This is a genomic window from Microbacterium oleivorans (genome assembly GCF_013389665.1).
Classification (GTDB): domain Bacteria; phylum Actinomycetota; class Actinomycetes; order Actinomycetales; family Microbacteriaceae; genus Microbacterium; species Microbacterium oleivorans_C.
On record NZ_CP058316.1, the window covers coordinates 464,891 to 477,090 of the forward strand.

At 71.3% G+C, this 12,200-nt stretch carries 8 protein-coding genes; 6 read left to right on the forward strand and 2 right to left on the reverse strand.

Going from position 1 to position 12,200, the window contains the following annotated elements:
• Nucleotides 1-10: 10 nt before the first annotated feature.
• The 6 genes from HW566_RS02235 to HW566_RS02260 are packed head-to-tail and all read left to right on the forward strand — an operon-like array spanning nucleotide 11 to nucleotide 9,250.
• Nucleotides 11-1,342: an FHA domain-containing protein gene (locus HW566_RS02235; RefSeq protein WP_178010027.1), complete on the forward strand. Its 1,332-nt coding sequence runs from the start codon at nucleotides 11-13 to the stop codon at nucleotides 1,340-1,342.
• On the forward strand, nucleotides 1,339-2,193 hold the full coding sequence (locus HW566_RS02240; protein ID WP_178010029.1) for a PP2C family protein-serine/threonine phosphatase: 855 nt from the start codon (nucleotides 1,339-1,341) through the stop codon (nucleotides 2,191-2,193). Before HW566_RS02235 ends, HW566_RS02240 begins: the two co-directional genes overlap by 4 nt.
• Nucleotides 2,186-3,538 carry a protein kinase gene (locus tag HW566_RS02245; protein ID WP_178010030.1) on the forward strand — a complete coding sequence of 451 codons (1,353 nt, stop codon included), beginning with the start codon at nucleotides 2,186-2,188 and terminating at the stop codon, nucleotides 3,536-3,538. Before HW566_RS02240 ends, HW566_RS02245 begins: the two co-directional genes overlap by 8 nt.
• Nucleotides 3,535-4,308: a hypothetical protein gene (locus HW566_RS02250; RefSeq protein ID WP_178010032.1), complete on the forward strand. Its 774-nt coding sequence runs from the start codon at nucleotides 3,535-3,537 to the stop codon at nucleotides 4,306-4,308. The genes HW566_RS02245 and HW566_RS02250 overlap by 4 nt, the downstream gene beginning before the upstream one ends.
• A 32-nt stretch (nucleotides 4,309-4,340) precedes the next feature.
• Nucleotides 4,341-8,291, forward strand: a complete 3,951-nt coding sequence (gene hrpA, locus HW566_RS02255) for an ATP-dependent RNA helicase HrpA (protein ID WP_178010034.1) — start codon at nucleotides 4,341-4,343, stop codon at nucleotides 8,289-8,291.
• A 17-nt stretch (nucleotides 8,292-8,308) separates the two neighbouring features.
• Nucleotides 8,309-9,250 (forward strand): NADP-dependent oxidoreductase, encoded by a 942-nt coding sequence (locus HW566_RS02260; RefSeq protein ID WP_178010036.1) that lies wholly within the window; start codon nucleotides 8,309-8,311, stop codon nucleotides 9,248-9,250.
• Nucleotides 9,251-9,348: 98 nt separating this feature from the next.
• Here the strand turns inward: HW566_RS02260 and mmsB are convergent, their stop codons facing one another.
• Together mmsB and mmsA are read right to left on the reverse strand one after the other, a co-directional pair.
• Nucleotides 9,349-10,581, reverse strand: coding sequence for a multiple monosaccharide ABC transporter permease (gene mmsB, locus HW566_RS02265; RefSeq protein WP_178010038.1), 1,233 nt, complete (start codon nucleotides 10,579-10,581; stop codon nucleotides 9,349-9,351).
• Between the two features lie 22 nt (nucleotides 10,582-10,603).
• The gene (gene mmsA / locus HW566_RS02270; protein ID WP_178010039.1) at nucleotides 10,604-12,133 is read right to left on the reverse strand and encodes a multiple monosaccharide ABC transporter ATP-binding protein; all 1,530 of its coding nucleotides are present in this window, start codon (nucleotides 12,131-12,133) and stop codon (nucleotides 10,604-10,606) included.
• Between the last annotated feature and the right edge of the window lie 67 nt (nucleotides 12,134-12,200).

A 12,200-nucleotide genomic window follows, 5' to 3' on the forward strand; every position in this document is an offset into this window, starting at 1 on the left:
AGGAGAACGGGTGACGGCACACATCTGGCCGCAGCAGGACGCCGTGGCGACCATCGCCCTCGGCGGCTCGGGCGGGATCGACCCCGGCGCGCTCGCCGCGGCGAGCCTCGTCCAGCTGCTCGTCGGCATCGGCGTCTACGTCTGGCTCGCACTCGCGCTCACGGCGGTGTTCCGCAAGGTCGGGGTGGCTCCCTGGAAGGCATGGGTCCCGGTCCTCAACGGCTGGGAGCTGTTCGTCCTCGGCGGGATGCGCGGCTGGTGGGCCGCGGTGCTCACCGGCGGCGCCATCCTCGTGGCCATCGTCGGCACCATCGTCGGCGGACTGTTCGCGGGAGCCGCCGTCACCGCCGGCTTCGGCGGTGACGCCGCCAGCGCGGCGGGTGCCCTGGCCGCCGCCGCGGTCGTGCCCGCGCTCATCTGGTTGGCGTTCCTCGTCTTCGCCGTCGTCGTGCAGGTACGACTGCTGCGCGCGCTCTGCCGCGGCTTCGGTGTGGGCACCGCGTACGTCGTGCTCGGCGTCATCCTGTTCCCCGTGTGGGCGAGCGTGATCGGCTGGGGCTCGGCGCGATGGCTCGGTCGCCCCACCGAGCAGGCCTCCGGGCCGTTCGGCGAGGGTCCCACCCCGGGTGCGTCGACAGCAGCACCGGTCGACACCGCCACGCGCGCATCGAGTGCGTCGAGTGCGTCGAGCTCATCGAGTGCATCGAGCGGAGCATTCGCTCCCCCGACCGCCTTCGCCGCCGTCCCGGCAGCTCCCGCTGACCTCGCCGCCGCCGATCAGCCAGCCGACCCCGGACCGGTGACGGCGAGCCCCTGGGCTCCGCCGCCGCCCCCCGCGGAGACCGTCGCGGAACCCGTGGCTCCGCTTCCGTGGACGGCGCCGCCCGCATCGCCCGCCCCGGCATCGCCCGCTCCTGCTCCGGCTGCGCCCGCCCCGGCACCCGTCGCTGCCCGCTCCGCGCCCGCAGGACTCGAGGAGGACGCCCAGGACGTCGACGAGCGCACCGTGCTGGCCGCCCGCCGCGCACCGCAGGCGAGCCTCCGGCTCCCCGCCGGGACGTCCGTGGTCCTGACCTCCGACACCGCCGTCCTCGGCCGCAATCCGGTCGCCACCGCTGATGCACCGGATGCGCAGCTCATCCCTGTCGACGACACCACGCGCACCGTGTCGAAGACGCATGCGCTGCTGCGGCGTACCTCGGAGGGCTGGATGATCAGCGACCTCGCCTCGACCAACGGCGTCTTCGTCGGCGAGGACGAAGCCGAGGTGTCGGGCCCGACCCGGGTCACCGGCGCGTTCCATCTCGGTGATGCCGAGCTGCACCTCTCCGAGGACGGATGACCGACACCACGACCCCGGTCGACATCCATGTCACCAGCGGCAGCCGCACCGACCCCGGTCGGCGGCGCCGCGTGAACGAGGATGCTCTTCTCGCCGAGTACCCCGTCTTCCTCGTGGCCGACGGCATGGGCGGCCACGAGGCGGGCGACCGGGCATCGGCTGCCGTGATCGACGTCTTCCGCGTTTTCGCGGGACGAGACGATCTGCGCCCTGAAGAGGTCTCCGACGCGGTCGAGCGTGCGCATTCGGCCGTCGCGGACATCGCGGCCGGCACCGCTCGCGGCGCCGGCTCCACGCTCTCGGGTGTCGTCGCCGTGCACCAGGACGGCACGCGGCGCTGGCTCATCGTGAACGTCGGCGATTCGCGTGTCTACCGGTTGCTCGCCGAACGGCTCGAGCAGCTGACGATCGATCACTCGGTGGCCCAGGAGCTCGTCGACGCGGGCCGCCTGGCCCGCGAGGAGATGGCGACATTCGAGGGCCGCAACGTCATCACACGCGCCATCGGCGGCGAGCGCAGCCGTGCCGATTACTGGCTCATCCCGATCGTGACGGGCGAGCGCATCGTCGTGTGCTCCGACGGCCTCACCGGTGAGATCTCGGACGAGGCGATCCGCGCGGGGCTCATGATGGGCGGTTCGCCGGCTGGGACCGCGGAGTCGCTCGTCGCCCAGGCGCTCGCGCACGGCGGCCGCGACAACATCAGCGCCATCGTGCTCGACGTCATCGCGGGAGGGATCAGCCCGCGGCTCGAGGACACGACCGGCGGGTTCATGAACAGCGAGTCGGTGACGGCGACCGTCGAGGTCGCGACCGCGCGCTCGCGTCGACATCGGAGTGCCGGTGGCTGAGTTCCGCCGTCGTGCCCGTGACGCCGCCGGCGCCGCGCCCGACCTGCCGGGGCGGGGTGCCGACCGGCTGCTGTCGTCGAGCACGCGTGCCGACGTATGGCTCTTCCGCGATGACTCGGGCGGCCCGGACGTCGCCGTCAAGATCTACCGCGAGGTCCTCGACGATGCGCAACGCGAGGCGTTCACGACCGCGAGCGGACGCCTGCGAGCGGTCTCGGCGCACCCCGCCATCGCCACGGTCCACTCCGGCGGCTTCGCGGGCGACGGGCGGGCCTTCCTCATCCTCGAGCATTGCTCCGGGCCGGCACTGGCGCAGACCATCGCGCGTCACCCCGCCAGCCTGGCCGACACCCTGCGTCTGCTCGTCCAGCTCGCGGGCGCGGTCGAGAGCGCCCACCGTGCCGGACTGGCACACGGTCGCGTTCGCGTCGAGAACGTCCTGACGACCGGGTACGGCTGGCCCGCGCTCGTGGGTTTCGACTCTGACGCTCTGCTGCGTCGCAATGCCGACACGGATGCCGCGCCGGCCCGCGCCACGGACGTGCACGGCCTCGCCGTCGCGGCGACCGAGCTGCTGTCCGGACGTCCCATCGCCGAGTCCGGCGCCGAGTCGGGTGCCGCCGACGGGGCGGACGCCGTCCCAGCGGCCCTCGAACGTCTCGTCCTCGACGTGCTGGCTGCCTCAGCCGGTGGCGGCGGGCCCGCCGCAGCCGACTTCGCCGAGGAGCTGCAGCGGATCGAAGTGGACCTCCACCTCCCGCTGACGCATCTCGACGTTCGCGAACCCGGGGGCGGAGCGTCCGACACCGGCGAGCAGACCGTCCTCTCCCTCCGCGGCGTCGGCCCCGCGTCGCCCGACACCGACGATTACACCGTCCTGTCCACCCGACACGCCCCCGCCACACCCGACACCGACGACCACACCGTCCTGTCCACCCGACACGCCCCCGCCACACCCGACACCGACGACCACACCGTCCTGTCCACCCGCGGGAGCGGAGACGGCCCCCGGCCGTCCGCCGGTGGAGCCGTGCCCGGTCCCGGCGGACCCGATGAGACCGTCCTCGTCCGCCGCCGCGACGACGGCGTCGTCCGCGGGCGCAGAGGCACGGGTCGGCAGGCCGCGGTGCCCGAAGGAGGACCCGAGCGTTACCGGGTCCGCGACGCTCGCCCGATGCCGGAGGTCGTCCGCGAGCCGGTGGCGCCGCCGGCCGCGCGGACCGACGCTCCGACGCGACGCCGAACGCCCGGCCGTGGCGCGATCGTCGCCGTCGTCGGCGGCGGCATCCTCGTGCTCGGCGCAGCTCTGACCGCCATAGTGATGCTCATCGGAGGGGGATCATGACAGCCATCGACCAGGAGACAGGCGAGCACGACCGGGAGGACGCCGAGCCGGCGTTCGCCGAGACGGTCGCGGTGGAGTTCTGCGGCGAGTGGTTCCGCCCGGTCGCCGGCACGACGTACGCGATCGGTCGCGATGCCGACCTCGTCGTCGACACCAACCCGTACCTGCACCGCAGGCTCCTCGCGATCGATGCCGAGCACGGCCTGTGGTGGCTGTCGAACACCGGCCAGTCGATCTCGGTGAGCCTGGCGACCCCCGACGGCGCCTATCAGGCCGTCCTCGGCCCGGGGGCGCGGGTTCCGCTGGTCTTCCCCGCACTGGTCGTGATGTTCACGGCGGGCGCGTTCACCTACGAGCTCACCGTGCACACCGACGGGTCGCGCTTCACGGTGCGCGACAGCATGCCGCGCCCGGTCGACGAGTACGTGGGAACCACGACGGTCGGCGCGATCGCCCTCACCTCCAGTCAGCGTCTGCTGCTCCTGGCGATGTGCGAGCCGATCCTCCGGGGCGGCATGGTGGGGTCCAGCCAGATCCCCACATCGGCGGCCGCGGCCGAGCGTCTCGGCTGGCCGCTGACCACCTTCAACCGCAAGCTCGACAACGTCTGCGACAAGCTCGATCGCGAGGGCGTGCGCGGTCTCCGCGGCGGCGTCGGCAAGCTCGCCACCAACCGCCGGGCCCGACTGGTCGAGCATGCCGTCCTCTCGCGCCTGGTCACCGCTGCCGACCTCCCCCTGCTCGACGCCGTTCCGGGCGAACGGGGCTGAGGAGTCCCGGTTTCGTCGTACGATGGAGGGCTGTGTCGTCGCCCGCCCCTGTGATCGCCTACCCGCCCGAGCTGCCCGTCAGCGCGGCTCGGGACGAGATCGCGCGCGCCATCCGCGACCACCAGGTCGTCATCGTCGCGGGAGCCACCGGTTCGGGAAAGACGACCCAGCTGCCGAAGATCTGCCTCGAGCTGGGGCGCGCCGCCATCGCCCACACGCAGCCGCGACGGATCGCCGCGCGCACCGTGGCCGAACGCATCGCCTCCGAGATGGAGGTGCCGCTGGGCGGCGCGGTCGGTTACAAGGTGCGCTTCACCGATCAGGTGTCGGCCGACACCCGCGTCGCGCTCGTGACCGACGGCATCCTCCTCAATGAGATCCACCGCGACCGGCTGCTCCGCCGCTACGACACGATCATCATCGACGAGGCACACGAGCGCTCGTTGAACATCGACTTCCTGCTGGGCTATCTCCGGCGCATCCTGCCGCAGCGCCCCGACCTCAAGGTGATCGTCACCTCCGCCACGATCGACCCCGCGAGCTTCGCGGCTCACTTCGCGGGTGCCGACGGGGTTCCGGCTCCCATCATCGAGGTGTCGGGGCGCACCTATCCCGTCGAGGTGCGCTACCGCCCCCACGACGAGGCCGCCGAGGACGACGTCGACGGTCTGGTCGCGGCGCTGCGGGAACTCGACCGCGAGTCCGACGGAGACGTGCTGGTGTTCCTGCCGGGCGAGGCCGAGATCCGCGACGCGATGGACGCCGTGCGCGGCGCCTACGCCAAGGACGCCCGACCCACCGAAGTGCTCCCCCTGTTCGGGCGGCTCTCGGCGGCCGAACAGCACCGTGTCTTCGAGCCCTCGGGCGTCGCCGGGGTCCGGCGCCGCGTCATCCTGGCGACGAACGTCGCCGAGACCAGCCTCACCGTGCCCGGCATCCGGTACGTCGTCGACGGCGGCACGGCGCGCATCTCGCGCTACAGCAACCGCTCGAAGATCCAGCGGCTGCCGATCGAGGCGATCTCGCAGGCCTCGGCGCAGCAGCGCGCGGGTCGCGCCGGACGAACCTCACCGGGCATCGCGATCCGGCTCTACGCCGAGGACGATTTCCTCGGGCGCCCGGAGTTCACCGAGCCCGAGATCCTTCGGACGAGCCTGGCCTCGGTCGTGCTGCAGATGCTGGCGCTGGGCTTCGGCGACATCGCCGACTTCCCGTTCCTCACCCCTCCCGATTCCCGCGGCGTCAAGGCCGCGTTCGACCTGCTCGTCGAACTGCGAGCGGTCCGGCGCGGCGACGGCGGCGGGTGGCGTCTCACCGACACCGGACGCGAGATCTCGCGGCTGCCGATCGACCCGCGGTTCGCGCGCATGCTCGTCGAGGCTCGGGTGCGCGGCGTGACGCGGGACGTGCTGGCGATCGTCGCCGGCATGTCGATCCAGGACGTCCGCGAGCGCCCCGAGGAGCGACGCGAGGAAGCCGATCGCCTGCATGCCCGGTTCACCGACCCCACCAGCGACTTCCTGACGCTGCTCAACCTGTGGAACCACCTGCAGGATCAGCAGCGCGAGCTCGGATCGAGCGCCTTCCGGCGCACCTGCCGGGCGGAGCATCTGAACTACGTCCGGGTGCGGGAGTGGTTCGACGTGCAGCGTCAGCTCACCGCGCTCTCCCGCACCGGCCGCGACCGCCCCCCGCGCGGCGATGCGCGCGGCGCGGCATCCGACGCCGTGCACGCCGAAGCGTCTGCGATCTCGGGCGCGGCGGAGCCGGACCGCGTGCATCAGGCGATCCTCTCCGGCCTGCTCTCGCAGATCGGCGTGCTCGACACCCGCAGTCCCGCGCCGACACGCAGCGGCGCCAAGGGCGGCACGGCCAAGCCGCAGCGTCAGCGGGCCGAATACCGCGGAGCGCGGGGCGCGAAGTTCGCGGTCTTCCCCGGATCGGGCCTGCGCAAGGCGTCCCCCGACGCCGTGATGGCCGCGGAGCTCGTCGAGACCTCGCGCCTGTACGCACGGACGGTGGCGGCCATCGACCCCGCCTGGGCGGAGGAGCTCGCCGGCGACCTCGCGCACCGCTCGATGAGCGACCCGCACTGGTCGAAGGATGCCGGCGCCGCCGTGGCCGCCGAGAAGGTCACCCTGTTCGGCGTCGAGATCGTGCCGCGGCGCCGTGTCCAGCTCGCGGGTCGTGACCCCGAGCTCGCCCGCGAGCTCTTCCTGCGGCACGCGCTGGTCGAGGGCGAGTGGAACTCCGCCCACCTCGACAAGCGCCTCACGGCGTTCGAGCGGCGCAACCTCGAGCTCCGGCGCCGCCTCGAGAAGATCGAGGAGCGCGAACGCCGACGCGACATCCTGGTGGGCGACGAGGCGGTCTTCGCCTACTACGACGCGCGCATCCCCCGCGACGTGTTCGACGTGCGCTCGTTCGAGGCGTGGTGGCGCGATGCCGCGACACGGACGCCGCGGCTGCTCGACATGACCGAGGCCGACCTCGCCGGCGACGCCGCCGGCGGTGACGAGCGCGCCTTCCCGGCGCGGTGGCGGCAGGGGGATCAGGTGCTCTCGCTCGCCTACCGATTCGAGCCCGGATCGCCCGACGACGGCGTCAGCGTCGTGGTGCCCGTCGCGCTCCTCGCCTCGCTGCGTCCGGACGGGTTCGACTGGCAGGTCCCGGGGCTGCGGGACGAGCTGATCGCCGGGTTGCTGCGCGCCCTGCCGAAGGTCATCCGCCGTCACGTGGTTCCGGCGGCCGACTGGGCCTCGACGTTCGCCGAGGAGCTCGCCGGCGATGGTCCCGAGAGCCGCGACGGCCTGCCGCCGCGGCCGCTGCGCGAGGCGCTGGCGGCGCGCATCCAGCGGGTCGCCAACCAGCCGGTGACCTCCGCCGACTTCGACTCGGACCGTGTCCCGGCCCACCTGTCCATGTCGTTCCGGGCGGTCGACGAACGCGGCCGGACGCTCGGCTCCTCGCGCGATCTCGCCGACCTGCAGCAGCGTCTGGCCGGCCGCAGTCGGGCCTCGGTCGCGCGCTCGCTCGCGAAGGCCGCCCCGCGGTCCGGGCCGCAGCCCGCGGCCGCCGCCGGTGAGCGGCCGAGGACCGAGGGCAGCGGGATCGCGGAGCGCAGCGGCCTCACCGGGTGGAGCTTCGGCGATCTGCCCGAGCTCGTCGACACGAGGGTCGCCGGCGGCGTGGTGCGCGGCTACCCCGCGCTCGTGGACGAGGGCTCGAGCGTCGCGCTGCGGATCGAGGCCACCCCCGATCGCGCGATGCGCCTGACGCGGGCGGGCGTGCGGCGTCTCGTCCTGCTCGCCGTGCCGTCGCCGACGGCCTACGTCCTCGACCATCTCACGGCGGCCGAGAAGCTCGCCCTGGCGGCATCGCCCTACCCGTCGGCCAAGGCGCTCATCGAGGACGCCCGCGTCGCGGTCGCCGATGCGGTCATCGCCCGCACCGCGACCTCCGTGCGCAGCGAGGAGCAGTTCGGTCTCGTGCGCGACGCCTTCTCGGCGGCCGTCGTCGACGAGCTCTTCCAGACGGTCTCGCTGGCCTCGCGCATCCTCACTCTGAACCGCGACGTCGAGCGCGCGGTCCGCTCGGAGAACTCCATGGTGCTCCTGGCGGCGCTCGGCGACGTCAAGCAGCAGCTCGCGGGCCTGATCTTCCCGGGCTTCATCTCGCGCACCGGTGTCGCCCGGCTCGCGCATCTGCCGCGCTACCTCCACGGCGCGCTCGATCGGGTCACCGGCCTCAGCGACAACCCGGGTCGCGACCGCCAGCGCCTGACGGAGTACGAACGGGCGGCGGCACTCTTCCGTGACGCCGGCGGCACCGTTCCCCCGGCCGATGACGCCGAGGCCCGCCTCGTGAAGGCTCGGTGGCTGCTCGAGGAGTATCGCGTGAGCCTGTTCGCACAGCGGCTGGGAACGGCGGAGCCGGTGTCGATCCAACGGATCACCAGGACGCTGGCCGGCAAGGACGGATGAGTCGGTAGCGTGGCGTCATGGCTCAAGCAGTGACATACGCGCGATTCGGCGGCCCCGAGGTCCTCGACCTCACCGAGATCGAGGTGCCGGCACCCGGTGACGGGGAGGTGCGGGTGCGGGTGACCGCGGTCGGTGTCAATCCGATCGATCACAAGCTCCGTGCCGGCATCCGTCCCTCCGCGACGATCGCGCGGCCGCGACGCGTCGGCAGCGACGGGGCGGGCGTCGTCGTCGAGGTCGGCGCCGCCGTCGAGGGGTTCCGTGTCGGCGACGAGGTGGTCGCCTTCGGTGCGAGCGGCGTGTACGCGACCGAGATCGTCGTCACCGTCGAGAAGCTCGCGCCGTTGCCGACCGGCGTCTCCCCCGCCGTCGGCGCGGCGCTGGGGATCCCGGTGGGCACCGCGTACCAGTCGCTGCGCTCGCTCGACGTCGGCCCGACCGACACCCTGCTCGTGCATGGGGGCTCCGGCGCGGTCGGCGCCGCCGCCATCCAATTCGCGCGCCTGCGCGGCGCCGCGGTGGTCGCCACCGCGAGCCCGGCACGAGCCGACCGCATCCGCGCTCTGGGCGCCACGCCCGTCGCGTACGGCGAGGGACTCGTCGACCGCGTCCGCGCCGCCGTCCCGCAGGACATCACCGTCGCCCTCGACTGCGCCGGCACCGATGAGGCCCTGCAGGCATCGCTCGAGCTGGTTTCCGACGGCGACCGCATCGCCACCATCGTCCGGGGCGCGGATGCCGCCGGACTCGGCATCCGCGCCTTCTCGGGCGGCAGCCCCGACCCGCTCACCCCGCAGCAGCTCGCCTGGCGGGCCGAGGCTGTCCCGGTCGTCACCGCGCTGCTCGCCGCCGGCGCCTTCCACGTCGATCTGGGCCCGGAGCTCCCGCTGGCCGAGGCCGCCGAAGCGCATCGCCTCCTCTCCACCGGCGCCCCCGGCAAGATCATCCTGATCCCCTGACCCCGTACCCCGTTCTCAGCACACGCCAAGGTGGCGCGAGCACCCGGAACCTCGAGAGAGTTCCCGGCGCTCGCGCCACCGTGTACGAGTTCCGCGCGTCAGTTGCCCGAACGGCGCTTGTTGTAGACGTCGAAGGCCACGGCCAGCAGCAGCACCAGACCCTTCACGGCCTGCTGCCACTCGATTCCGATGCCCATGATCGACATGCCGTTGTTGAGCACGCCGATGATGAGGCCACCGATGATCGCGCCGCCGATGGTGCCGACACCGCCCTGCACCGCCGCGCCGCCGATGAACGCGGCGGAGATCGCCTCGAGCTCGAAGCCGTCACCGGCCTTGGGCCCGGCGAGGTTCAGACGCGCGGTGAAGATCAGGCCGGCGAGGGCGGCGAGCACGCCCATGTTGACGAACAGCCAGAAGTCGGCACGGCGGGTCTTGATGCCTGAGAGCTCCGCCGCGTGGCGGTTGCCGCCGATGGCGTAGATGTGACGGCCGAAGACCGTGCGGTTCATCACGACGCCGTAGACGAGCACCAGCACCGCGAGCACGATCAGGGTGACCGGGATGCCCTTGTACGAGGCCAGGGCCCAGGTGAACCATCCGATGACGACGGAGATCAGCGCGAGCTTGGCGATGAACCAGACGACCGGCTCGACCTCCTGGTCGTACTTCTGGCGCCCCGCACGCGTGCGCCACTGCTGCACGATGAGGGCGACGATGCCGAGCGCGCCGATGAGCAGGGTGAACAGGTCTGGATCGGACTCCCCGAATATCCCGGCGAGGAACCCGTTGCCCAGCGCTCGGTACTCCGTGGGGAACGAGCCGATGTTGGCGTTGCCCAGCACCACGAGCGCGAGCCCGCGGAAGATGAGCATGCCGGCGAGGGTCACGATGAACGCGGGTATCCCCACGTAGGCGACCCAGAACCCCTGCCAGGCACCGACCAGCGCCCCGATGAGCAGCGAGAGGATGATGGCGAGCCACCACGGCATCCCCATCTTCACCGCGAAGACGCCCGAGACGGCTCCGATGAAGGCGGCGACCGAGCCGACCGACAGGTCGATGTGCCCGGCGATGATGATCATCACCATGCCGATGGCCAGCACCAGGATGTAGCCGTTCTGGACGACGAGGTTCGAGAGGTTCTGCGGGCGGAGCAGGATGCCGTTGGTGAGAATGGCGAAGAGGGCGACCACCGCGATCAGCGCGATGAAGATGCCGTTCTTGCCGAGGTCGGCGAGGATGTGGGCGAGCCACCGGGTGAACCGGTTCTCGGTCGGATTGATCCCGCCGCCGGCGGCGGTTTCGGGAACGTTTGCGTTCTGAGACATTCGTGGATCTCCTGCGTCCCCGTCAGCGGGGCTTCTCCATGGTCATGAGTTTGAGGACCGACTCGGGGGTCGCATCGGCGATGGGCATCTCTCCGGTGATGCGTCCCTCCGAGAGGGCGTACACGCGGTCGGAGATGCCGAGGAGCTCTGGCAGCTCTGACGAGATCACGATGATCCCCTTGCCCGAGGCTGCGAGCTTGTTGATGATCGTGTAGATCTCGTACTTCGCTCCGACGTCGATCCCACGGGTGGGTTCGTCGAGGATGAGCACCTCGGGATCGGAGTAGATCCACTTCGACAGCACGACCTTCTGCTGGTTGCCGCCGGAGAGCTTCCCCGTCTTGGCCAGCACCGTGGGCGCCTTGATGTTCATGCTCTTGCGGTACCGGTTCGCGATGGCGAACTCCTCGTTGTCGTCGACGAGGCCGGACTTCTCGAGCTTCTTCAGCGACGCCATCGAGATGTTGCGCTTGATGTCCTCGATGAGGTTGAGCCCGTAGGTCTTGCGGTCCTCGGTCGCATAGGCGAGCCCATTGGCGATGGCCTCCGAGACGGTGCGCGTGCGGATCTCCTTGCCGCGCATGAAGACCTTGCCCGAGATGCGCGTGCCGTAGCTGTGGCCGAACAGGCTCATCGCGAATTCGGTGCGGCCGGCGCCCATGAGGCCCGCGATGCCGACGATCTCGCCGGCGCGCACGGTGACCGAGACGTCGTCGACCACGACGCGCGTCGGGTCCTGCGGGTGATGCGCCGTCCAGTTCTCCACGCGCAGCAGCTCCTCGCCCAGCTGCGGCTCGTGATCGGGATAGCGGTGCTCGAGGTCGCGTCCCACCATGTCCTTGATGATGCGGTCCTCGGTCACGTCGTTCTTCGAGATCGTCTCGATCGTCTTGCCGTCGCGGATGACCGTGACGGTGTCGGCGACCTTTTTGATCTCGTTCAGCTTGTGGCTGATGATGATCGACGTGATCCCCTGCTCGCGCAGGCTCAGGATCAGATCGAGCAGGTGATCGGAGTCCTCGTCGTTCAGGGCCGCGGTCGGCTCGTCGAGGATGAGGAGCTTGACCTCCTTCGACAGCGCCTTGGCGATCTCGACGAGCTGCTGCTTTCCGACGCCGATCTGATTGACCTTCGTCGTCGGGTTCTCCTTGAGGCCGACACGGCGCAGCAGCTCGGCCGCGGCGAAGTTCGTCTTGTTCCAGTCGATGAGGCCGCCGGGACCCGTGCGCTCGTTGTTGAGGAAGATGTTCTCGGCGATCGAGAGGTATGGGCTCAGCGCCAGTTCCTGATGGATGATGACGATGCCGCGCGCCTCGCTGTCGCGAAGGTTCTTGAACTCGACGGTGTCACCGGCGTAGACGATCTCGCCGTCGTAGGTGCCGTGCGGGTAAACACCCGACAGCACCTTCATGAGAGTCGACTTCCCCGCGCCGTTCTCGCCGCAGATCGCATGGATCTCACCGCGCTCGACGGCGAGGTTCACGTTCGAGAGCGCCTTGACGCCGGGGAATGTCTTGGTGATTCCGCGCATCTCGAGGATGGTTTCGCTCACGTCTCCGACTTCCTTGTGGGGTGGATGGTGTTCGGTGCGGCGGCGGGGGCTGCGTGCCCCCGCCGCC

What these genes read in the sequence shown, in the direction of transcription:
- HW566_RS02240 (WP_178010029.1), top strand. Translation starts at nt 1,339, where the DNA reads ATGACCGACACCACGACCCCGGTCGACATCCATGTCACCAGCGGCAGC.
- HW566_RS02250 (WP_178010032.1), top strand. Translation starts at nt 3,535, where the DNA reads ATGACAGCCATCGACCAGGAGACAGGCGAGCACGACCGGGAGGACGCC.
- HW566_RS02260 (WP_178010036.1), top strand. Translation starts at nt 8,309, where the DNA reads ATGGCTCAAGCAGTGACATACGCGCGATTCGGCGGCCCCGAGGTCCTC.
- mmsB (WP_178010038.1), bottom strand. Translation starts at nt 10,581, where the DNA reads ATGTCTCAGAACGCAAACGTTCCCGAAACCGCCGCCGGCGGCGGGATC.